Raw genomic sequence first — 21,267 nt, 5'->3', positions numbered from 1 at the left:
GCTTTGATGGCTTCATTGTCTGGCATCGGAAGCTGGATGTCAAAGCGCCGAAACCTTAAAATGGCATAAAAAAACAGGATAAATGGCTGAATCGGAGGGCCGATTCCCATTCATCCTGCTTTGGTTGGACGGAAACTCAAAATCTGCTGTCCTATAGCCAGCCATTTTCCCGGTATTTCTTCTTCAGGGTGAAGCCGGTCCCGAATATTGCGATGAATATGAGGACGGAGGCCACTGCCATCAGAGGCATCGCTTCAGCGATGAAGACGGAAAATGCAATCATCATCATTACCGCAAGCACTGCAAGTACAGCAAATATGGCTTTAGATTTTCTTGGTTCCATGGGCTACGATCCTTTCCAAAGTCATGTTTGGACCATTATATCATAAACCGTGTGCCATTACATCCGGCCCATGCAATACATAGTGGAAAAACACACGGGTTTCATGCTATAATAAACTAGTTGTGAAATAGCGATTCTAAAAACGAAGGGAAAGTCTTGATGAATTTAAGAAATGATATCCGTAATATCGCAATCATTGCGCACGTCGACCACGGGAAAACCACATTGGTGGATGAGCTGCTCAAGCAATCCGGCATGTTCAGGGAGAATGAACAGGTTGCAGAACGTGCAATGGACTCGAACGATATTGAACGTGAACGCGGGATTACAATCCTCGCAAAAAATACAGCCCTTGCCTATAAAGATACAAGAATCAACATCCTGGACACTCCAGGACATGCCGACTTCGGTGGTGAAGTCGAGCGCATCATGAAGATGGTGGATGGTGTCATCCTCGTCGTGGATGCATATGAGGGGACGATGCCGCAGACGCGCTTCGTATTGAAGAAGGCGTTGGAACAGGACTTGAAGCCGCTTGTCGTCGTCAATAAGATCGACAAGGATACAGCACGTCCGGAAGCGGTCATCGACGAAGTGCTGGAACTCTTCATCGAACTTGATGCCAATGACGAACAGCTGGAATTCCCGGTTGCATACGCTTCTGCCATCAATGGTACAGCTAGCCTTGAAATGGACCAGCAGGATGAGAACATGGAGTCCATCTTCGAAATGGTCATCGACCATGTACCGGCACCAGTCGACAACAGCAGTGAACCGCTCCAGTTCCAGGTGGCACTCCTCGACTACAATGACTATGTCGGAAGGATCGGCGTCGGCCGTGTCTTCAGGGGCGAGATGAAAGTGGGGGACCAGGTTTCCCTTATCAAGACGGATGGCACAATCAAGAACTTCAGGGTGACGAAGATGTTCGGCTATTTCGGCCTCAACCGTGTTGAAATCGACTATGCCAAAGCAGGCGACCTCATCGCATTGAGCGGTATGGAGGACATCAACGTGGGCGAGACGGTCACACCAGTGGATACACCGGAAGCCCTGCCGATCCTCCACATCGATGAGCCGACGCTGCAGATGACCTTCTCTGTGAACAATTCACCGTTTGCGGGCAAGGAAGGCAAATATGTCACTGCGCGCAAAATAGAAGAGCGGCTCGACCAGCAGCTTGAAACGGACGTTTCATTGAAAGTGGAGCCGACGGACCAGCCGGATGCCTGGAAGGTATCAGGCAGGGGCGAACTCCACCTTTCGATACTGATCGAAAACTTGAGGCGTGAAGGATTCGAACTCCAGGTATCGAAACCTGAAGTCATCGTCAAGGAAGTCGACGGCGTGAAGTGTGAACCATTCGAGCGCGTTCAGATCGATGTGCCTGAAGAGCATACAGGCAGCATCATCGAATCCCTCGGCCAGCGGAAAGGTGAAATGGTCGACATGTCGAATACCGGCAATGGCCAGACGCGCATCATCTTCCATGTGCCGGCACGGGGTCTGATCGGCTACCGTACAGAGTTCATGTCAATGACAAGGGGATATGGTATACTGAACCATACATTCGAGGACTACAGACCCGTCATCCGGGAACGGATCGGCGGCCGACGCAATGGTGTGCTCGTCTCCATCGACAAGGGGGCGGCATCCACCTATTCGATACTGCAGCTTGAAGGCCGTGGTACGAACTTCATGGAGCCCGGGACAGAAGTCTACGAGGGCATGATCGTTGGAGAAAACTCCAGGGAAAATGACCTCACAGTCAACATCACCAAGGTGAAGGCGGCGAACAACATCCGTTCCGCAACGAAGGAACAGACCACTACGATGAAAAAGCCGCGTGCGTTGACACTTGAAGAGGCACTGGAATTCATCAATGAAGATGAACTGGTGGAAGTGACACCTGAAACCGTCCGCCTGAGGAAGAAGATCCTCGGCAAGAGTGAAAGGGAAAAGTCACAGAAGAAAGAAAAGTTTAAACTTGAAGCGGAGTGAGTCTAATTGTTTCTCCCTGATCTGATGAGTGTAAATGTTACGGAACGCCTGACCTTTTTTGGCAGGGTGTTCGGGCTGGATACCAACCCCCAGGCGGGGATGTGGTATCTGTTCCTGACGATATATATCCTTTCCATCATCGTCTACAATCTTGGTTTTGCCCGTAAAATCAAGCTATGGCAGAACGTGATCATTTACATCGTCATGTTTTTCGGCTGTGTGATGCTGACATTCTTCGGGGCATTCCTGCCTGTGGCAGAGAGCCTCGTCGTTGCCGCCATCATACTGGCGCTGTATCGGTTCAGACTGCATCAGGAGCGCAAGGCCGGCAATATAAAGACTTCCGAAAAATAGAAAATAAGCTGCTCGTCCATATGGATGAGCAGCTTATTTTTTGAACTTCGATTATTCAAATGATATGCCGGTGACATGCTCGAGGCGGTTTTCTATTTTTCCACCATCGATGACGAGTATATCGATGAATCCATCATCATACAGCCGCTTTCCGTCCTTGCTGAAGTGTGCATAGAACTTATGGCGCTGGTTGTATGGAAGGATCGTCGTGCTGTCGTCATGGGTGAAGGTGATCATCGCATCTTCCCCCCGCTCAGGTTCCGTATATTCGAGGAATGGCTTGAGGCATATGACGAAAGTGCCATCGAGCAGCTCCTGCTTCTTGAATTTCTTTTCCGACTTCAGCGTAGGCGGCTTCGTCGTACCCTCTATGATCTGCCGGCTCCACTCCCTGGAATCGGAAAACTCGATCTGCTCCTCGTCGGCATCGTTGGCGAGGACCTTGTCGAGTTCCTCCTTGCGGTCATCGAAGATCCAGGTGGATGGATCGAGTGTGATTTGAAAACGTACATTGCCCATAATCTGTATAATCATATTCATTCTCTCCTTACCCCGTAATTATAACAGACTTGCATGTTATAAATAAATCCTCTTTGCTGTTTTCACGCACTCGTCTTTGCTTGCTTTTTTATGGTCTGTGATATAAAATTTTATAGAGAGTTTATAGAAAGGGGTTATTTCGTGTCCACATTAGATGAATTGAGTAAACAGGCTTATGAACAGCTGGAGAAAGATGCAGAAAAGATTGTCCAGCTGATCGAAGTGCAGATGGACAATTTGACGATGCCCCAATGCCCAGTCTATGAAGAAGTATTGGACACACAGATGTTTGGGCTTTCTAAAGAAGTTCATTTTGCTGCCAGGCTCGGCCTGATCGACCCGGAAGATGGGCGTGCACTTCTGGAGAAACTCGAGAAGGAAGTATCCAAAGTACACGATGCATATATGGAAGATGAAAAATTCGAGTCTAAAGAAATGTGATCTTTAGGCTTTTTTTAAATGAGGCGGTTCTTTGTCATTCATAAAAGATTTCTTTAATTACGTAAGGACATACTCAAGGTATGTCGATTTCACCATAGTCATTACATATGTACTGCTCAGTCTGATTGGACTCGTCATGATCTACAGCGCCAGCATGGTGATGGCATCAAGAACACCCGGAATCACCGGAGGGAATCCCGAGCATTTCTACATACGCCAGCTGATTTCCATATTACTCGGTTTCACTGTCGTATTCATCATGGCCTATTTCATGTCAGGGGAATTTCTGAGGAACAAGTACTTCCAGATTGCGGCGACGGTCGGGATATTCATCCTCCTTGTCTTCACTGCATTCTTCGGGACAGAAGTGAACGGGGAGCGGAACTGGATCCGCCTGGCAGGGTTCAATTTCCAGACCTCGGAGTTCTTCAAGATCGTGACCATCCTTTATCTGGCGTATATATACGACCGCAAGAAGGATCGTCTGAAGCAGCTTGAAGGGGGGCATCTCGTCCCGCTCGCCTTCATCGGCTTCTGTACGATGATCGTCATTTCCAATGACTTCGGTACAGGCTTGGTCATCACGGGAATCATCGCCGGCATATTCATCTATTCCGGCATTTCGATCCGCTTCCTCGCCAAGGTCGGCGGGGCGCTTGCAGTTGCCGCCGGTGCAGTGGGCGTCATCATCTATATGGTCAAGGGGAGCATCCTCTCCCCGCACCAGCAGGCGCGCATCGATACATTCCTGCACCCCTTCAACGATCCGACGGGGACAGGGTATCAGCTGACCAATGCGCTGGTCTCGATTTCGCACGGGGGCATATTCGGAAACGGACTCGGGGACGGGGTCATGAAGCTCGGCTATCTGCCGGAGCCGCATACCGACTTCATCTTTGCCGTCGTTGCCGAAGAACTGGGGCTGATCGGTGTGATTTTCATACTGTGCCTGTACCTCATCATCGTCATCAAGGCACTCAGGTATGCAGCAGTGTCACAGGATATGTTCTATCGGCTGATCTGCATTGGTGTGGCCATATACATCTCGTTCCAGCTCTTCATAAATCTGGGCGGCATTTCGAAGCTGATTCCACTTACAGGTGTGCCATTGCCGCTGCTCAGCTATGGCGGCTCCTCATTCCTGAGCATTTCGATTGCCGTCGGGCTGCTGATCATCGCAGCCAAGCACGTCAAAAAATCAAAAGCATTGGGCCATACGTGAACCGGGTATCTATGATACCCGGTTCTTTATGTATGACCAATTTATTTTTCACCCTTCATAATATACGGAAATCGCTTTCATATTCCTGTATAATATAGGAATACACACTTAAACTATTAATATTATTGTATATTTTTTGAATATTTATTATAATTGATAATTATAGCAAAGGAGGAACACTATGAATAAGATCAATAAGTTGCTCGTCGCCAACAGGGGAGAAATAGCAATCCGCATTTTCCGGGCGTGTACAGAGCTCGATATTACGACTGTGGCGATCTATAGTAATGAAGATAAAGGTGCTTTACATAGATATAAAGCAGATGAAGCCTATCTTGTCGGGGAAGACCTTTCACCGACGGAAAGCTATCTTAATATAGAAGCGATCATCAAGGTCGCGAAGAATGCCGGTGTGGATGCGATCCACCCGGGCTATGGTTTCCTGAGTGAGAATAAGGAATTCGCAAGACGCTGTGCAGAGGAGGGCATCATTTTCGTAGGCCCTGAACTGCGTCACCTGGATATGTTCGGTGACAAGGTCAAGGCACGCGAGACGGCACTCTCTACAGGCCTCCCGGTCATTCCCGGGACGGACGGGGCAGTGCAGTCCTTCGAGGAAGTTGAAGCATTCATTGAAAAGCACGGATTCCCGATCATCATCAAGGCGATTTCCGGCGGTGGCGGCAAAGGCATGCGCATCGTGGATGAAGACGATGATGTGAGGGACAGCTATGATCGTGCGAAAAGTGAGGCATCGAAGTCCTTCGGCAACAGCGAGGTCTATCTCGAGAAGTTCATCGACCGCCCGAAACATATAGAAGTACAGGTCCTTGGAGATACGGAAGGCAACATCCTTCACCTGTATGAGCGTGACTGTTCAGTGCAGAGACGCCACCAGAAAGTGGTCGAGGTGGCACCTTCAGTAGGCCTCACCGATGAACTGCGTCTGGAAATCTGTGAAGCCGCCAAGGATATGGCCCAACAGGTCGGCTATGTCAATGCAGGAACCGTCGAGTTCCTCGTGGCAGATGGCGAATACTACTTCATCGAAGTCAATCCGCGCGTGCAGGTCGAGCACACGATCACCGAAATGGTCACTGGTGTGGATATCGTCAAGACGCAGATCCAGATTGCTGACGGCAACACACTCTTCGGCGAAGTCATCAACCTTCCGAAGCAGGAGGATGTCCCTCTGATGGGATTTGCGGTACAGTGCCGCATCACGACCGAGGATCCTTTGAACGACTTCATGCCGGACACGGGTGAAATCATGGCCTATCGTTCAAGCGGCGGCTTCGGCGTCCGTCTGGATGCTGGAGACGGCTTCCAGGGCGCGGTCATCTCGCCATATTACGATTCCCTGCTTGTGAAGCTGTCGACCCATGGTCTGACATACAAGGATGCGAATGAGAAGATGATCCGCAGCCTGAAGGAAATGCGGATCCGCGGAATCAAGACGAACCTTCAGTTCCTGACGAATGTAATCAGCAACGAGGACTTCCAGAAAGGCGACTATTCGACGAAATTCATCGATACGACACCATCCCTCTTCGAATTCGAAAAGCCGAAGGACAGAGGGACGAAGACTCTGGAATACATCTCTACGATTACCGTAAACGGATTCCCGGGTGTCGAGAAGCGCCAGAAGCCGCACTTCGATCCGCCAAGGATGCCCGACTATGAACCAGTCATAGAAGACGGTACGAAGCAGATACTGGACCGTGAAGGACCGGAAGGGCTGGCGAAATGGCTGAAGGCCCAGGATGACGCACTGATTACGGATACGACGATGCGCGACGCGCACCAGTCCTTGCTGACGACACGTGTCCGTACGTACGACATGAAGAAGATTGCACCATATACGGCGCATGACCTCAAGGATGCCTTCTCCCTTGAAATGTGGGGCGGGGCGACATTTGATGTGGCCTATAACTTCCTGAAGGAGGATCCGTGGAGAAGGCTCGAGACTCTGCGCAGGGAGATCCCGAATGTACTCTTCCAGATGCTGCTTCGTGCATCCAATGCAGTGGGCTACAAGAATTATCCGGACAATGTCGTCGAGAAGTTCGTGCAGGAAAGTGCGGACTCAGGCATCGATGTATTCAGGATATTCGATTCCCTCAACTGGATGGAAGCGATGAAACAGCCGATTGAAGCGGTACTGAAGACCGGCAAGGTGGCCGAAGGTGCCATCTGCTACACTGGGGATGTCCTCGACCCGAAACGCTCTGACGTCTACACGATCGAATACTACAAGAAGATGGCGAAGGCACTTGAGGCGGAAGGTGTACACATCCTTGCGATAAAGGATATGGCTGGACTCCTCAAGCCGCAGGCAGCATATGAACTGATCGGCGAGCTGAAGGCCACAGTGGACATCCCGATCCACCTCCACACACATGACACGAGTGGAAACGGCGTTCTGATGTACCATAAGGCCATCGAAGCGGGCGTCGATGTGGTGGATACCGCACTCGGCGCAATGAGCGGCCTGACATCCCAGCCAAGTGCCAACAGCCTCTACTATGCGCAGAGCGGCCAGAAGCGCCAGATCCGCGCCGACATAGACGGTCTCGAGCGTCTCAGCGAGTACTGGGAAGATGTCAGGAAGTACTACACTGACTTCGAAAGTGACATCAAGAGCCCGAACACCGAAATCTACAGGCATGAAATGCCGGGTGGACAGTATTCCAACCTGTTCAGCCAGGCCAAATCACTGGGTCTTGGAGACCGTTATGGTGAAGTGAAGCGGATGTACCAGAAGGTGAACATGCTGTTCGGCGACATCGTAAAGGTGACGCCGTCCTCAAAAGTTGTCGGGGATATGGCCCTGTTCATGGTGCAGAACGACCTTGATGAAGAGAGCGTCATCAAACGCGGTGAACACCTGGACTTCCCGGATTCCGTCGTCAGCTTCTTCAAGGGTGAGATCGGCAAGCCGGCCAACGGCTTCAATACAGAATTGCAGAAGGTCGTCCTAAAAGGTGCAGAACCGCTGAAGGAACGTGCGGGCAAGGTGCTGGAGCCGATCGATTTCGACGCGCTCAAAGAGGAGATTTCTGCATTCTGCGACAATGTCACTGACAAGGACGTACTGTCCTATGCGCTCTATCCGAAAGTGTTCAAGGACTTCATCACTACGAACAACAAGTTCGGCAACGTTGAAGTGCTGGATACGCCGACATTCCTATTCGGCATGAGGAAGAATGAAGTGCTTGAGATCGAGATCGACAAAGGCAAGACGCTGATCGTCAATCTCCTCTCCATCGGCCATGTCCATGAGGACGGATTCCGTTGGATGTACTTCGAACTGAACGGCTTCCCGAGGAAGGTCTACATCAACGACGAGAGCGTCGAGTCAGCAACAGCCCGTCTGAAGAAAGCGGACCCGACTGCAATCGGAGATATCGGTGCACAGATGCCGGGCACGGTGAGCACTGTGAAGTACAAGGCGGGTGAGTCCTTCAAGAAAGGTGAAGTCATCATCATAACCGAAGCCATGAAAATGGAGAATTCAGTCAAAGCACCATTTGATGGAAAGGTATCCGAAGTGTTTGTGGATGCCGGTGACAAAGTCCAATCGATGGATCTCATGATGACCATTGAAAAAGCATAAAAATAAACCCACACCTTGGTGTGGGTTTATTTATTTCGCTCTGGACAGCAGCAGGATGAAATAGCACAGCAGTCCGAAAAGCAATGTGATGAATAGGGCATGGAGCAGGGCGATGAAGATGTTGACGAGTGTGAGGACACTCAGCATTCCCGTCAATGCCTGCAGCAGCACCAGGATGAAGGCGGTCAGCCAGCCGTATTTGAGTATTCTGTATTGGCTGTAATTCTTCAGGACATGGATCAGTATGATGAAAATCCATATTACGATGATGCCTGCAAGCACCCGGTGGCTCATCTGCACCCATTGATAGAAGTTCCCCGCCCACAACTGGCCTGGTCCGCAGTGCGGCCAGCCCAGGCAGGCAAGAGAGGAGTCGGTATGTCTGACGAGGGCGCCACTGTACACCACAAGATAGATGTAGATGGTCAGGAATATCGTGTGGTACCTCAGGTAGGATCCGATTACAAGTTCCTGTGCCTCAAACTTCTGGTCGACTTCGAAGATGAGCAGCGTGAGGAGGAAGACGGATGCGAAACTGATCAGGGAAATGCCGAAATGCGCCGCAAGAATGAAGTCGTTCTGTCCCCACATGACTGCAGCCGCACCGATCAGCGCCTGTGCGAGTATGAAGCCGATGCTGGTTGCGACGAGGAAGCGCGTTTCCTTCTTATGGGAGAGCAGCTTGAGTGCAAGCCAGCTGACCAGGCCTACAAGTATGATGGCGAGTCCCGAGACACCGCGGTGGGCAAGTTCTATGATCGTCTCTATCGGCCATGAGCTTGGGATGATCTGGCCATGGCACAGCGGCCATGACTGTCCACACCCATCGGCTGAGCCGGTTTTAGTTACCAGGGCGCCACCGATCTGTACGAAAATCATCATGAGTGTGGTGATGACGGCCAGTATCTTTAAATTTTTATACAATGGTAACACCTCTATAGTTCTTATACTGTATGTAGCCACAGAATACCAATATATAGGAAAGGACAGGTGCAGGCAATCATCAATATGCCGTATTACCCTTAACAATTCCTGAATATATGGTAAAATCTAAATGTACAACAAACAACTATTCCCAGTATAGAACACATGGGGAATGAGATTGTGGCACATTAATGAACAATTTTTGAACAATATAAAATGTAACGATTTTATTTCAGAAATGTATAGTAAATGTGTCATTTTTAATTTATTATTATCTGTAAATGTGTTTGTGGTGAAAGGAGGCGTATGGATGCAAAGTGATGTATATGGGAATGATGTGCATCATGACAGTAAGGGAATCACCTTCAAGGCAGTGAAGACACTGGTCAAGGATGGTATCATCAAGTCAAACCTGATTCCGGCTTTTGCCGCAGGTTTTCTTGCTGTAATGTACCACAACCAATCCTTCTTCTACAATGTTCCACTTCTGCTACTGATGGTTGTAGCCACCGGTCTCGTCATAGGCGGCGTTGCAGCATTGAATAACTACTATGACCGCGATATCGACTCCGTCATGACATCGAAGCAGTCCAGACCCAGTGTGGATGGCACTTTTTCCGGACGTGACATTCTACTGATCGGCTACACTTTTCTGATCATCGGGGAAATACTGCTGTTTTCAATCAATCCGACGGCGGGCACATTGGGACTGATTGCCGCTTTCGGCTATGCAGTGGTCTACTCGATATTCGCGAAACGCCATCTGCTGTCGAATACGATCATCGGTGCAATTCCCGGAGCGATGCCGCCGCTGATCGGCTGGGCCGTGATAGATCCGAACCTTCACCTTCTGGCCTGGGCGATGTTCGTCGTAATGTTCCTGTGGCAGCCGCCGCATTTCTATGCATTGGCAATCAGAAGGAGCGATGAATACAGCGCGGCAGAAGTGCCTATGCTTCCTTCCGTGAAAGGAAATCACCGTACGAGGAGATCGATTATCTTCTGGGTGGCACTGCTTCTCTTTACCCCGATCATGATGACGGAACTTGGAACGTGGTTTGTAGTGATGGCAACTGCACTTAACATAATGTGGCTCGTCATTTCGTTCAACAGGTTTCGTCCGGTCGAAGATGATAACCGTCATGCCGGCAAGGTATTCATCTTCTCGCTGAATTACATTATTGTATTCTTTGTAATGATTATTGTTGCTGGCTTACTAGGGAATTTCTAAAGCTTAAGAATGAAAGAGAGGTCTATTTAAATGAAAAATCGTTGGATGAATGCCAAATGGCTTGGACTCATCACCCTCCTGGCTGTATTTGCTTCAGGCTGTGGCAAGAATCATCTCAGCACTTTGAAGCCGGCAGGTGAAGTTGGGCAGGAACAGTTCAATCTGATGCTGCTCTCCATCATCATAATGCTGCTGGTGGTTGCAGTAGTCACCGTTGTATTTACGATAGCAGTGGTCAAAAGCCGCAGAAAGAACCTGGGTGAAGATTTCGAACCCAAGGATGTAGCCGGAAACCATACATTGGAAGTAATCTGGACTGCGATTCCGATTCTTTTACTTATCATCCTTGCTGTACCTACCGTCTACCTGACATTCAAGCAGGCGGATACACAGGCGATGGAAAACGAAGATGGCGGAGTAAACAGCGAAGAAACAGTAATCAATGTTACAGCCAACCAGTACTGGTGGGAATTCGAATATCCGAATGAAGGGGTAGTCACAGGCCAGGAACTCGTTGTCCCTACAGACAAGAAAGTATACTTCAACCTCAAGGCTGCAGATGTAAAACACTCCTTCTGGGTACCGGCAGCCGGCGGTAAGCTCGATACAAACGTCGATGGCATCAACAGCTTCTACCTTATATTCGATGAAGACAAGGCACAGGATTCCAACCGCCTGTTCTACGGTAAGTGTGCGGAGCTCTGCGGACCTTCCCACGCACTCATGGACTTCAAGGTCAAAGCATTGCCGGAAGAGGAATATGATCAATGGCTCGCAGACATGAAGAACATAGAAGAACCTGTACAGGCTTCTGCTGATGATGCGGCAGACGGTCAGGAAATCTTCAACAATTCCTGTATCGGCTGCCACGCAGTTACACCTACAGGTACTGGAGCGCAGGGACCGAACCTCACGAACTTCGGGGACCGCGACCTGATCGCAGGCTTCATGGAACATAATGAAGAGAACCTCGTCGAATGGATCAAGGACCCTGAATCCTACAAGCCGGACAACAAGATGACAGGCCAATACGATCTCACTGATGAGGAAATCGATGCTGTCGCAGCCTACCTGATGGAACTTAAGGTCGAGGAAGGCGCAGGCGATGTAGAAACGTTAAGAGAAAGCGCTGAAGAAGGCGCTGAAGGTTCTGAAGAGGAATCCTCAGAATCTGAAGAAGGAGGTAACTAGTAATGGCATCCACAGCTAAAAAGCAAGGTGTCGGTTCTGTAATCTGGGAATACCTGACTACAGTGGACCATAAGAAGATAGCAATACTGTACTTGATTGCTGGTGGTTTCTTCTTCGTTCTTGGTGGTATTGAAGCGATGCTCATCAGGATCCAGCTCGCAGTACCAAACAATGACTTCCTCTCTGCAGGACTGTTCAACGAAGTAATCACGATGCATGGTACGACGATGATATTCCTGGCAGCCATGCCGCTGCTGTTTGCTTTCATGAATGCGACGGTGCCCCTTCAGATCGGGGCACGGGACGTTGCATTCCCATTTCTGAACTCACTGGGGGTCTGGCTCTTCATCTTCGGTGGTATCTTCCTGAACCTCTCATGGTTCCTCGGTGGAGCACCTGACGCAGGGTGGACAAGCTATGCTTCACTGTCCATCGCATCTGCTGGACACGGTATCGACTTTTATGCACTCGGCCTGCAGATCAGTGGTGCAGGTACACTGATTTCAGGTATCAACTTTGTAACAACGATCATTAATATGAGGGCTCCAGGCATGACATACATGAGGATGCCGCTGATGACATGGACGACGCTCGTGGCTTCAGTACTCATCGTATTCGCCTTCCCGCCGCTTACAATCGGCATCTTCCTGCTGATGTTCGACCGCATGTTCGGTTCCAGCTTCTTCCTGGTTGAAACCGGCGGTAATACAATCATCTGGGAGCACCTGTTCTGGATCTTCGGTCACCCGGAAGTGTACATCCTGATCCTTCCGGCATTCGGTATCTTCTCCGAGATCTTTGCGACATTTGCACGTAAGCGTCTCTTCGGATACTCAGCAATGGTGTTTGCGACCGTACTGATCGGATTCTTCGGATTCATGGTATGGGCACACCACATGTTTACAGTTGGTCTTGGACCGACAGCAAACGCAATCTTCGCAGTAGCGACAATGGCGATCGCCGTTCCGACGGGTATCAAGATATTCAACTGGGTACTCACCGTGTGGGGCGGAAGCATCGAGTTCACAACACCGATGCTCTACGCACTCGCCTTCATCCCATCGTTCACTATGGGCGGGGTTACAGGTGTCATGCAGGCCGCTGCGCCAGCCGACTACCAGTACCATGATTCATACTTCATCGTTGCACACTTCCACTACGTCATCGTCGGCGGGGTCGTTTTTGCCCTCCTGGCAGGCCTGCACTACTACTGGCCACTGATGTTTGGAACGATGCTCAGCGAGAAGCTCGGAAAAATTACATTCGTCCTATTCGTAATCGGTTTCCATACGACATTCCTGATCCAGCACTTCCTCGGACTTTGGGGAATGCCGAGACGTGTATTCACGTTCCTTGATGGACAGGGCTATAACACCGCGAATATGATATCTTCGATCGGCGCACTGCTGATGGCCATCGCAGTAATCATACTTGTCGTCAACATCATCATGACGATTGCGAAGAACCAGAAAGTGGGCCGCGACCCATGGGGCGACGGACGTACGCTTGAATGGTCCCTGCCGATCCCGGTACCTTACTACAACTTCGCACAGACACCACTTGTACGTGGCCTGGATGCCTACTGGATCGAGAAGAAGGCGAACAATGGCAGGATGATGCCGGCTGAATCACTGGAAGATTTCCACATGCCGAACAACTCATTCATTCCATTCGTAATGTCCTTCGGCCTGTTCGTAGCAGCCTTCGGTGCACTGTACTTCGCATCCGGCAAAGAGTGGGCGATCGATGCAGTAGCCGACCTGCCGCAGCACCCTTGGGCACTATGGGTACTCATCCTTGGTCTTGCGATCACATTCGGTGCAATGATCACACGTTCACTCAAGGATGACCTCGGATACTATGTAACTAAAGAAGAAGTACTGAGAGACCTTGAAGAAGAACAAAGGAGGGAGAACTAATGGCTCACATGGAGTATAACGTACCAAGTGAAAGATGGCCGGCACATCCCGAAACCGCAACGATGGAAGGGAAGAACAAGTTTGTCGGCTTCTGGATCTTCCTTGCAGGTGAGACTGCACTCTTCGCCTCCCTCTTTGCAACGTATCTTGCATTGAAGGATTCGGTACCATCAGATGACCACTTGCTGGCATCGGACCTTTTCCATCTGCCGCTTGCGTTCGTCATGACGATGTTCCTTTTGACATCGTCACTGACAAGCGTCTACGCAGTCTACCACATGAGGAACAACAACTTTGCGAAAATGCAGCTATGGCTGGGAATTACAGTCCTTCTCGGCCTTGGCTTCCTGGCGCTCGAGATCTATGAGTTCATCGAGTATACCCACCTTGGACATACATTCAGATCCAGCGCATTCGGGAGTGCATTCTACTTCCTGATTGGAACCCACGGGTTCCACGTTGTAGTGGGACTCATCTGGATCACGCTGCTCATCATCCGTAATGCAAAACGCGGACTTTCCGTATACACTGCTGCGAAAGTAAACACTGCAGCCCTGTACTGGCACTTCATCGACGTTGTGTGGGTGTTCATCTTCACAATAGTTTACTTGCTGGGAGTGTTGTAAAATGGCAGAAATAAAACAGGAACCAATGTCAAAAAAGAAACTTGAGTATGTACGCCGTGAGCGCACGAAGGAGATGCGCCAACAGGTCATTTCCTTCGGACTCATGATCTTCTTCACCTTCATCGCATTTGGGATGGTGGCGATGGACCTCGACGCAAGCTTTGTCATTCCGGTAGTCATCGGTCTGGCATTCATCCAGGTCGTCCTGCAGTTCTTCTACTTCATGCACATGAAGGATAAGGGGCATGAGTTCGCGAAGCTGTTCATGATGACGGGAATGTTCTTCGCACTGGCATTCGTTGTCACGTTCATGTATATCGTCTGGATTGGTTCACCGATCTAGGTCCTCATAAAGGCCGGCACATTTCTGTGCCGGCCTTTGTTTTGTCATCATATTGTCAAGGTCAGCCCTTGCCTGATACCCCCGTGGATTCTATACTTGAACTAAGTGATTTTATAAAGGGATGATTCTAAATGGAAAACTTGTCATCTATATCAATATTCGGATTCATCGCAAACTGGAGTCCATACTTTCTGGCCTTCACCGTCTTCCTGACGGTCGTTTATTTCCTCATCACCAAGAAATGGTATGACAATTTCGAGGGCGGCCGGCCGCTGAGGAACAAGGAAGCCATGATCTTCCTGACCAGCATGATACTGCTTTATGCAATGTACGGCTCTCCAGTGGATATTCTGAGCCATATACTCTTCAGCTTCCATATGCTGCAGATGGCAGTCGTCTTCCTGCTGATTGCGCCGCTCATGTATTTCGCCATTCCGGAATATCTGTGGAAGCATTTCGTGGGCCTGCCGGTGGTCAAGCAGTTCTTTGCGATTGCTAAAAAACCGCTCATTCCGCTGATCCTATTCAATGGTGTATTCTCAATCTACCATCTGCCTGTGGTGCTGGACTTCCTGAAGCAGAGCGGTATGCTGCACTCAGCATTCAATGTCCTGCTGTTTGCGCTGGCACTGCTGATGTTCTATCCGATCTTCAATAAGGTGGAACCTCAGGAGCGTCATATGGGTGGTCTGTTCAAGCTCCTATACATCTTTGGTATTGGCGCTCTGCTGACACCGGCATGCGGGCTGATCATCTTTGCAGGAGATCCATTGTACCGGACATATACGGATGGTGATGCATGGCTTGCAGCCATGGAACTCTGTGTCCCTTCCGGTGTCCTCGATGGACTGAAAGGGCAGGGGCTCATCTCTGGCCCCGAGTACTTCACGAATACGACGCCGATCATGGACCAGCAGACGGGCGGCATCATCATGAAAGTGCTCCAGGAAGTCTTCTTCGGCTTCATGCTCGCCCATATCTTCTTCAACTGGTACCGCAATGAACGCAGGGATGAAGAGGAAGTGACACGCCGTTCAGTAGAGGAAGCGCGTCTGCAGAAAGAACTTTTCAATCAATACAGATAATGTAGTTAGGAGAATCCCACTGTGCATATTTTACCGACCCTCAGTACATTGTTCATCGTGATCAGTGCAATATTCATGGCAATCGGAATCGCCAAAGTGAAGAATGGCCAGGTTGAAGTCCATCGGAAGATGATGATGCTTGCGGCACTCAGTGCCCTGATATTCTTCATCATCTATTCTTCGAGGACAGTGTTCATAGGCAACACGGCCTTCGGTGGGCCGGATGCACTGGTGCCATATTATACGGTATTTCTGATCTTCCACATCATATTGGCTACGACCGGCGGCGTCCTCGGTGGCGTCCAGGTCTACCTAGGGCTGAAGGAGAAGCTTGCCAGGCATAGGAAAATAGCGCCCTGGGCATCGACGATATGGTTTGCTACGGCGATTACAGGCGTGATGGTCTACGTCCTGCTCTATGTCCTGTACCCGGGCGGAGAAACCACATCATTGATCAAAGCGATCCTGCAGGGATAGGAACCAAAAAAAGAGCGGCTCAATTGAGCCGCTCTTTTTTTGGTCATCTAGCTGGTCAGCGCCTTCAGATCCTGGGCAACTGCTCTGATCTTCTTTACAGCATGATCGACAATACGTTCAGGGAAGTGTTCATCGCTTCCATACTCGATGCCTGTCGGATAGTAGTGTTTGCCCATGTAGGGATCCATCAGCTGAATGATGGCATTTTTTGCACCCACATCACCTTCGACAGCGTAGCCAGGCACACGCAGGTAGTAGACGCCTTCAGGTATTTCATATTTAAAGTCGAAGGTCATCCTCTCATAGTCCCATGAGCCACCGAGGACCAATCCGTTCTTGTTCATTACATCTTGCAGTATATCCTGAGACACGAGCATCGTCTCAAGAGTAGAGTTTTCGAAAACCATGAAATTTCCTCCCTAAGCATTTTTCCATTACTTTAATTTTAATCTATTCCTTCCACAGTTGCAAATAGTATTTGAGAACGGGAAATGCCGGTGGATGAAATGTGCATCCATGTGATACTATGAAACGAGAGGTGTTGCATATGGTGACAGAAACAGAATTGGAAATTCTAGATCAGATCGATGCCCTAAATGAAAAGATAAGGCAGACTGAAGTCTACAGGCATTATTGCAAATACCGGACACTCCTTGAACAGGATGAGGAAGTGGCTGGACTCATAGATCAATTCACACGGCTGAAGATGGATTTTGAAGAGGTGCAGCGTTTCGGGAAATATCACCCCGATTTCAGCACCAAGCGGCGGGAGATCAATCAGTTCAAGAAGAAGCTCGACATGCATCCTGTCATCATGGAATACAGAAGGGCCGAATACCAGCTGCAGGAAATGCTGGATGAGGTGCTCTACCATGTCAGCATCAGCGTCAGCAGCCATGTCAACGTCGTCAGCAGCAATCCGTTCTTCTCGGTATCCTCGGATTCCGGCGGCTGTGCTACCGGTGGCAGCTGCGGCTGTCAGTCCGCAGGCTGAAGAAAAAGGTTCCCGCTCCATTATATAATGGAGCGGGAACCTTTTCTTTATTTCTAATAGCGTTCCTTCATCAGGTGATGGCTGATGTCAGGATAATCGGTGACGATCGTATGTGCACCTTTCTGGATCAGTTCATCCATCTCATCCATTTCGTTGATCACCCAATATCCGACTGCCACGTTCAGACTCTGCAGGTAATCGATGAAGCCTTCCTTGTCGAGAGGGATATTATTATATCTTGGCGGAATCTGGAAAGTGTCTGCTTTCGGGCTGAACATATGCTTGAACCCGGATGCGTATGCGATGTAGGCATTCCTGACCTGATCCTCTCCCGCCCCAAGTGCGATATCCTCTCCGGAGTAGAGGTGGAAGCGGTCGATCTGTGAATCATAGAAGCTTGTGACGAGGACACGGTCCTCCACACCGAGTTCATCAATCAGACGATAGAGGAGGCTTGGAATGAGGCTGCCCTCATATGAATTGGGATCATCCTTTATGTCGATGTTGATGAGCTTGTCCGGGTACTTCTCGAGAAGTTCCCGAAGCGTCATGATCTTCGCATCTTCCGATCCCCTGTAGGGATGGCTGCCTTCCGCGTCCCGGAAGTGGTAGCCGAAGTCGAGTTCCCTGAGTTCAGCAAGGGTCATGTCACTGACGCGGCCGGCACCGTTGGATGTACGGTCGACATAGGCATCATGGAATACGACGATTTCCTCGTCCTTCGTCATGCGGATGTCGATTTCGAATCCGTCCACATCGAACCTGCCTGCCTTGTCGAATGCCGCTGCCGTATGCTCCGGGGCGAGCCCCATACCGCCGCGGTGGGCGAAGATATACGGAGAGCGGTGCCTGAAGTAGGGTTTGATGTCCCTGATCGCAGGCTCTGATGTGACCTTCGTGCCGACCCACAGTCCGCCGATCAGTCCGCCTGTGACGCCGATTGCGGTCAAAAGGGTTTTAGTACACTTTTTCATAGTTAGTCTGCCTCCAATTATAGTTTCATTTAAAACTTCCCATTTCCATGGTATCATAACTCTATAAAATTATATAAGGTGGGGTAATATGCTTGAGAAACGCATTGGCATATACATTTATTTTAAACAAAATAAATTCATACGACAATTGAAACGCTACGGCCACCTCATATACGTCAATAAGGAAAAGAAGTACTTATTACTATATATATACGAATCGGACCTCCCTCAAACCATCGAAGCGCTGAATGGGCTGAAGTATGTCAATGATGTGCTCGTTTCGGAATATCCGAATATCAAGAGGGAGTACGGCACCGAGAATTTCGAGCCGAAGGACTACCGCGTCATCTGACCTCAGGTCATCGGCGGTATGAGATGGTTCAGGCGCAGCACGCCCGTTATGTACTGGTAGAACTGCTCTCTTTCGTAGAAATCCTCCGGGTCGCGTGTAGAGAATTCGACTACAGGTATGTCCGCGGCTTTGCACCATTCCTGGATCAGGGTGTATTTCCGTCCCGTGCCTTCTTTGTAGAGGACGCCCTGGTAAATAGTGTATATGGCTTGAAAATTGCCGCGTACCGGTGACATGATCAGTATAAAGGTGGATGGCCCGTCCTTTGTATGCAGGAATATGCCCCTGTCTATCCTTGAAGCGTTGTGTCCGATCAGCGCCTCCAGTTCGAACAGGTCGCCGTGCCCTTCTCCGAGCGTGATGAATTTTTGCATGCTTATCAACTCCCATCCATCATTTTAAACCAACCGTGAAAGGAAAGAAAGTGGGTTCGCCATGAGAATAATCAGTGGAAAATACAAATCGAAGAAACTTGCAGCACTGAAGTCCAACGACACCCGCCCGACTACCGACAAGGTCAGGGAGAACATATTCAATATTCTGGGCGATGTGGAGGGCGGCGTCCTCGACCTTTTTGCAGGAAGCGGGGGACTTGGCATCGAAGCATTGAGTCGGGGGGCGACTCATGCTATGTTTATAGATGGTGCAAAAGACGCCATAGCCATCATACGGGAGAACACCGAGGGTCTCGATGAGCCCGTGGAGATCTTTCGCAATGACTACCGGCGGGCACTGAAGGCCATGGCAAAACGCGGAAAAAGGTTCAGCCTGATCTTCCTGGATCCCCCCTACCATAAAGGCATGGCCGGAGAAGCCCTGAAGATGATAGAGGAACTGGATATACTTGAGGACGGCGGCCGGATTGTCGTGGAGACCCACAAGGATGAGAAGTATCCGATACATAGTCACGTGAGCATCAGGGATGTGGCATATGGGACCATCCGTGTAAATATATTAACGAAAGGAGGAGAGGAATATAATGGGTAGAATTGCAGTATGTCCGGGAAGTTTCGACCCGATTACATATGGACACCTCGATATCATAGAGCGCACGAGTAAAATCTTCGATACAGTCTATGTATCGGTGCTGAAAAATTCTTCAAAGAAAGGGCTGTTCACCCCGGAAGAGCGGGTGGAACTCATCAGACAGGTTACAGAACGCTATCCGAATGTGGAGGTGAGGAGCTTCAACGGTCTTCTGATCGACTTCTGCGAAGAAGTCGGGGCGGAAGCCATCGTCAGGGGTCTGCGTGCGGTCAGCGACTTTGAATATGAAATGCAGCTCACATCCATGAACCGCAAGCTGAACAGTTCGATAGAGACGATATACATGATGACGAACAACAACTATTCATTCATCTCTTCCTCGATCGTAAAAGAGGTTGCAAAGTACGGCGGCAAAATAGAGGATGTTGTGCCGCCGCTTGTTGAAGAGGCGCTGAAGCGGAAATTCAATCTGCTATGATGACAGGCGTATTATAGTCATTACGCTGTGAACGGCTGAAGATGTTGTGTATATCTGTAGCCATGATCTCATCCTCGACATGATGCCGGTTGGTACTGTTGACATTGGTGATGACTGAGAGCTCATCCGGGAGTGTCTTCAGGAAAGACTGTCCTGTGCGGTTCATCGCCAGCACCCTGACGGCATCCTTCATGACATGGCCGTCCATGCGCGATTGGGTGATGCCGAGTAGTATATAGAGCATGAGGCGGTTCAGGCGCGTCCATGTATAGCGCTTCGTCTTGACGCTCCCGATGAATGCACTGTAGGAATGGTGCTCCCTGATCTTGGCGAGCAGCCTGTGTTCGATGCCTTCGGTCATCATGTATATACGGCGGAGGTCTTCGGCTGAACTGCGCTGGATCAGGAGCTTCAGCGTGGCGAAGAGGTCTTCATTGGAAAGTGGACCTGCTGCATTTATGATTCCGGCAAGCTCACGGGGCATGTACTGCGCCGCTTCTTCCACCCGGCCTTCCCTGATGGCCTCCCTCAGACTGGTGGCACTGGAGAAGCGGGACTGTGACAGCGTCGTTTCACTGTACCTGTTGCCGAGACGTGGGATGGTCAGGGGTACGATGTCCGATCCGATCTCCTCAATCGCCCGGATGTATGCCAGGCCGAGTGTATTGTTCGCTCCGCTGAAAAGGTCCGAACATATGGAGGCGTTGATGGCGCGGGGGTAGCTGTACCCCTTCTTCATATAGGTTTCCATGCGGGATTTGATGTCGCTGTCCTTCAGTTTGGAATGGACTTCCTTGAGGGCGTTGATGTCACCGGATTCGCTGCCGAAGACGATGTGGTCGCTGCCGAGCAGTTCGGCGATGTGCACGCCGCCCATGGCGAAATCATCGGCGAAGCTGATGGCGTTCAGGAGAGGGAGTTCCACCACAAGGTCCACATGGCGGATTGCGGCTTCGGCACGCGTGAACTTGTCGGTGACGGCGATCTCGCCGCGTTGGGTGAAACTGCCGGACATGATGGCGATGACGACATCGGCGCCCGTCAGCCGCCGTGACGCTTCTATATGATGGATATGCCCGTTGTGGAAGGGATTGTATTCGGTAATCAAAGATGTGATAATCATCATTAACGGCTCCTTTCTATTCAATGATATTGTAACAGAAATCTCC

The 21,267-nt window shown here is 50.0% G+C and carries 23 protein-coding genes; 16 read left to right on the top strand and 7 right to left on the bottom strand.

The window, feature by feature from the left end:
- Positions 1-151: 151 nt before the first annotated feature.
- Positions 152-343: a DUF5325 family protein gene (locus tag LLU09_RS04020; protein ID WP_040107020.1), complete on the bottom strand. Its 192-nt coding sequence runs from the start codon at positions 341-343 to the stop codon at positions 152-154.
- A gap of 156 nt (positions 344-499) precedes the next feature.
- Between LLU09_RS04020 and typA the strand changes: the two genes are divergently transcribed.
- Both typA and LLU09_RS04010 read left to right on the top strand, forming a co-directional pair.
- Positions 500-2,344 (top strand): translational GTPase TypA, encoded by a 1,845-nt coding sequence (typA, locus tag LLU09_RS04015; protein WP_228310561.1) that lies wholly within the window; start codon positions 500-502, stop codon positions 2,342-2,344.
- Between the two features lie 24 nt (positions 2,345-2,368).
- Positions 2,369-2,698 (top strand): YlaH-like family protein, encoded by a 330-nt coding sequence (locus tag LLU09_RS04010; RefSeq protein ID WP_228310560.1) that lies wholly within the window; start codon positions 2,369-2,371, stop codon positions 2,696-2,698.
- 51 nt (positions 2,699-2,749) lie between these two features.
- Here the strand turns inward: LLU09_RS04010 and LLU09_RS04005 are convergent, their stop codons facing one another.
- The gene (locus LLU09_RS04005; RefSeq protein ID WP_222998778.1) at positions 2,750-3,232 is read right to left on the bottom strand and encodes a hypothetical protein; all 483 of its coding nucleotides are present in this window, start codon (positions 3,230-3,232) and stop codon (positions 2,750-2,752) included.
- 147 nt (positions 3,233-3,379) lie between these two features.
- Between LLU09_RS04005 and LLU09_RS04000 the strand changes: the two genes are divergently transcribed.
- The 3 genes from LLU09_RS04000 to LLU09_RS03990 all read left to right on the top strand — a co-directional run bounded on the left by LLU09_RS04000 (position 3,380) and on the right by LLU09_RS03990 (position 8,517).
- Positions 3,380-3,679 (top strand): Fpa/YlaN family protein, encoded by a 300-nt coding sequence (locus LLU09_RS04000; RefSeq protein ID WP_040107022.1) that lies wholly within the window; start codon positions 3,380-3,382, stop codon positions 3,677-3,679.
- A gap of 31 nt (positions 3,680-3,710) precedes the next feature.
- Positions 3,711-4,901 (top strand): FtsW/RodA/SpoVE family cell cycle protein, encoded by a 1,191-nt coding sequence (locus LLU09_RS03995; protein WP_228310559.1) that lies wholly within the window; start codon positions 3,711-3,713, stop codon positions 4,899-4,901.
- A gap of 181 nt (positions 4,902-5,082) precedes the next feature.
- Complete coding sequence (locus LLU09_RS03990) at positions 5,083-8,517, top strand: pyruvate carboxylase (protein WP_228310558.1); 3,435 nt, start codon at positions 5,083-5,085, stop codon at positions 8,515-8,517.
- 30 nt (positions 8,518-8,547) lie between these two features.
- Here LLU09_RS03990 and LLU09_RS03985 read toward each other — a convergent pair whose 3' ends face one another.
- Positions 8,548-9,441: a COX15/CtaA family protein gene (locus LLU09_RS03985; protein ID WP_228310557.1), complete on the bottom strand. Its 894-nt coding sequence runs from the start codon at positions 9,439-9,441 to the stop codon at positions 8,548-8,550.
- A 310-nt stretch (positions 9,442-9,751) separates the two neighbouring features.
- Between LLU09_RS03985 and cyoE the strand changes: the two genes are divergently transcribed.
- The 7 genes from cyoE (at position 9,752) to LLU09_RS03950 (ending at position 16,313) form a co-directional block, all read left to right on the top strand.
- Entirely contained in the window at positions 9,752-10,672 is a 921-nt protein-coding gene (gene cyoE / locus LLU09_RS03980) for a heme o synthase (RefSeq protein ID WP_228310556.1), read from the top strand.
- Positions 10,673-10,702: 30 nt separating this feature from the next.
- Positions 10,703-11,863 carry a cytochrome c oxidase subunit II gene (coxB, locus tag LLU09_RS03975; RefSeq protein WP_228310555.1) on the top strand — a complete coding sequence of 387 codons (1,161 nt, stop codon included), beginning with the start codon at positions 10,703-10,705 and terminating at the stop codon, positions 11,861-11,863.
- A 2-nt stretch (positions 11,864-11,865) separates the two neighbouring features.
- Positions 11,866-13,782, top strand: a complete 1,917-nt coding sequence (locus tag LLU09_RS03970; RefSeq protein ID WP_228310554.1) for a cytochrome c oxidase subunit I — start codon at positions 11,866-11,868, stop codon at positions 13,780-13,782.
- Positions 13,782-14,408, top strand: a complete 627-nt coding sequence (locus LLU09_RS03965) for a cytochrome (ubi)quinol oxidase subunit III (RefSeq protein WP_228310553.1) — start codon at positions 13,782-13,784, stop codon at positions 14,406-14,408. The genes LLU09_RS03970 and LLU09_RS03965 overlap by 1 nt, the downstream gene beginning before the upstream one ends.
- A gap of 1 nt (position 14,409) precedes the next feature.
- Positions 14,410-14,751 (top strand): cytochrome C oxidase subunit IV family protein, encoded by a 342-nt coding sequence (locus LLU09_RS03960; RefSeq protein ID WP_040105726.1) that lies wholly within the window; start codon positions 14,410-14,412, stop codon positions 14,749-14,751.
- A gap of 131 nt (positions 14,752-14,882) precedes the next feature.
- On the top strand, positions 14,883-15,836 hold the full coding sequence (gene ctaG, locus LLU09_RS03955) for a cytochrome c oxidase assembly factor CtaG (RefSeq protein WP_228310552.1): 954 nt from the start codon (positions 14,883-14,885) through the stop codon (positions 15,834-15,836).
- 21 nt (positions 15,837-15,857) lie between these two features.
- Entirely contained in the window at positions 15,858-16,313 is a 456-nt protein-coding gene (locus LLU09_RS03950; protein WP_228310551.1) for a DUF420 domain-containing protein, read from the top strand.
- Between the two features lie 47 nt (positions 16,314-16,360).
- Here the strand turns inward: LLU09_RS03950 and LLU09_RS03945 are convergent, their stop codons facing one another.
- Positions 16,361-16,720 carry a YugN family protein gene (locus tag LLU09_RS03945; protein ID WP_228310550.1) on the bottom strand — a complete coding sequence of 120 codons (360 nt, stop codon included), beginning with the start codon at positions 16,718-16,720 and terminating at the stop codon, positions 16,361-16,363.
- 140 nt (positions 16,721-16,860) lie between these two features.
- Between LLU09_RS03945 and LLU09_RS03940 the strand changes: the two genes are divergently transcribed.
- The gene (locus LLU09_RS03940) at positions 16,861-17,307 is read left to right on the top strand and encodes a YlbF/YmcA family competence regulator (protein ID WP_228310549.1); all 447 of its coding nucleotides are present in this window, start codon (positions 16,861-16,863) and stop codon (positions 17,305-17,307) included.
- Positions 17,308-17,360: 53 nt separating this feature from the next.
- On the opposite strand, the gene LLU09_RS03935 is transcribed toward LLU09_RS03940, so the two are convergent.
- Complete coding sequence (locus tag LLU09_RS03935; protein ID WP_228310548.1) at positions 17,361-18,281, bottom strand: glycerophosphodiester phosphodiesterase family protein; 921 nt, start codon at positions 18,279-18,281, stop codon at positions 17,361-17,363.
- Between the two features lie 88 nt (positions 18,282-18,369).
- Between LLU09_RS03935 and LLU09_RS03930 the strand changes: the two genes are divergently transcribed.
- The gene (locus tag LLU09_RS03930) at positions 18,370-18,633 is read left to right on the top strand and encodes a DUF2129 domain-containing protein (protein WP_228310547.1); all 264 of its coding nucleotides are present in this window, start codon (positions 18,370-18,372) and stop codon (positions 18,631-18,633) included.
- 2 nt (positions 18,634-18,635) lie between these two features.
- On the opposite strand, the gene LLU09_RS03925 is transcribed toward LLU09_RS03930, so the two are convergent.
- Positions 18,636-19,007 (bottom strand): DUF7147 family protein, encoded by a 372-nt coding sequence (locus LLU09_RS03925; protein WP_040105719.1) that lies wholly within the window; start codon positions 19,005-19,007, stop codon positions 18,636-18,638.
- 61 nt (positions 19,008-19,068) lie between these two features.
- Here LLU09_RS03925 and rsmD point away from each other — a divergent pair, with 61 nt between their 5' ends.
- Positions 19,069-19,620: a 16S rRNA (guanine(966)-N(2))-methyltransferase RsmD gene (gene rsmD / locus LLU09_RS03920; protein WP_228310546.1), complete on the top strand. Its 552-nt coding sequence runs from the start codon at positions 19,069-19,071 to the stop codon at positions 19,618-19,620.
- Positions 19,613-20,098: a pantetheine-phosphate adenylyltransferase gene (coaD, locus tag LLU09_RS03915; protein WP_228310545.1), complete on the top strand. Its 486-nt coding sequence runs from the start codon at positions 19,613-19,615 to the stop codon at positions 20,096-20,098. Before rsmD ends, coaD begins: the two co-directional genes overlap by 8 nt.
- Here the strand turns inward: coaD and LLU09_RS03910 are convergent.
- Positions 20,085-21,221 (bottom strand): nucleotidyltransferase, encoded by a 1,137-nt coding sequence (locus tag LLU09_RS03910; RefSeq protein WP_228310544.1) that lies wholly within the window; start codon positions 21,219-21,221, stop codon positions 20,085-20,087. The two genes, coaD and LLU09_RS03910, sit on opposite strands and share 14 nt — an antisense overlap.
- Positions 21,222-21,267: the final 46 nt, after the last annotated feature.

The sequence above is a fragment of the Salinicoccus sp. RF5 genome, assembly GCF_020786625.1.
Lineage (GTDB): Bacteria > Bacillota > Bacilli > Staphylococcales > Salinicoccaceae > Salinicoccus.
The sequence above is the reverse complement of the archived record's forward strand: the minus strand, read 5'-3'. Positions and strand labels throughout refer to the sequence as shown.

Excerpts from the sequence above, each read along its gene's own strand:
- LLU09_RS04020 (WP_040107020.1), bottom strand. The coding sequence starts at position 343 with ATGGAACCAAGAAAATCTAAAGCCATATTTGCTGTACTTGCAGTGCTT.
- LLU09_RS04010 (WP_228310560.1), top strand. The coding sequence starts at position 2,369 with ATGAGTGTAAATGTTACGGAACGCCTGACCTTTTTTGGCAGGGTGTTC.
- LLU09_RS04005 (WP_222998778.1), bottom strand. The coding sequence starts at position 3,232 with ATGATTATACAGATTATGGGCAATGTACGTTTTCAAATCACACTCGAT.
- LLU09_RS03990 (WP_228310558.1), top strand. The coding sequence starts at position 5,083 with ATGAATAAGATCAATAAGTTGCTCGTCGCCAACAGGGGAGAAATAGCA.
- cyoE (WP_228310556.1), top strand. The coding sequence starts at position 9,752 with ATGCAAAGTGATGTATATGGGAATGATGTGCATCATGACAGTAAGGGA.
- coxB (WP_228310555.1), top strand. The coding sequence starts at position 10,703 with ATGAAAAATCGTTGGATGAATGCCAAATGGCTTGGACTCATCACCCTC.
- LLU09_RS03970 (WP_228310554.1), top strand. The coding sequence starts at position 11,866 with ATGGCATCCACAGCTAAAAAGCAAGGTGTCGGTTCTGTAATCTGGGAA.
- LLU09_RS03965 (WP_228310553.1), top strand. The coding sequence starts at position 13,782 with ATGGCTCACATGGAGTATAACGTACCAAGTGAAAGATGGCCGGCACAT.
- LLU09_RS03960 (WP_040105726.1), top strand. The coding sequence starts at position 14,410 with ATGGCAGAAATAAAACAGGAACCAATGTCAAAAAAGAAACTTGAGTAT.
- ctaG (WP_228310552.1), top strand. The coding sequence starts at position 14,883 with ATGGAAAACTTGTCATCTATATCAATATTCGGATTCATCGCAAACTGG.
- LLU09_RS03945 (WP_228310550.1), bottom strand. The coding sequence starts at position 16,720 with ATGGTTTTCGAAAACTCTACTCTTGAGACGATGCTCGTGTCTCAGGAT.
- LLU09_RS03940 (WP_228310549.1), top strand. The coding sequence starts at position 16,861 with ATGGTGACAGAAACAGAATTGGAAATTCTAGATCAGATCGATGCCCTA.
- LLU09_RS03935 (WP_228310548.1), bottom strand. The coding sequence starts at position 18,281 with ATGAAAAAGTGTACTAAAACCCTTTTGACCGCAATCGGCGTCACAGGC.
- LLU09_RS03930 (WP_228310547.1), top strand. The coding sequence starts at position 18,370 with ATGCTTGAGAAACGCATTGGCATATACATTTATTTTAAACAAAATAAA.
- LLU09_RS03925 (WP_040105719.1), bottom strand. The coding sequence starts at position 19,007 with ATGCAAAAATTCATCACGCTCGGAGAAGGGCACGGCGACCTGTTCGAA.
- rsmD (WP_228310546.1), top strand. The coding sequence starts at position 19,069 with ATGAGAATAATCAGTGGAAAATACAAATCGAAGAAACTTGCAGCACTG.
- coaD (WP_228310545.1), top strand. The coding sequence starts at position 19,613 with ATGGGTAGAATTGCAGTATGTCCGGGAAGTTTCGACCCGATTACATAT.
- LLU09_RS03910 (WP_228310544.1), bottom strand. The coding sequence starts at position 21,221 with ATGATTATCACATCTTTGATTACCGAATACAATCCCTTCCACAACGGG.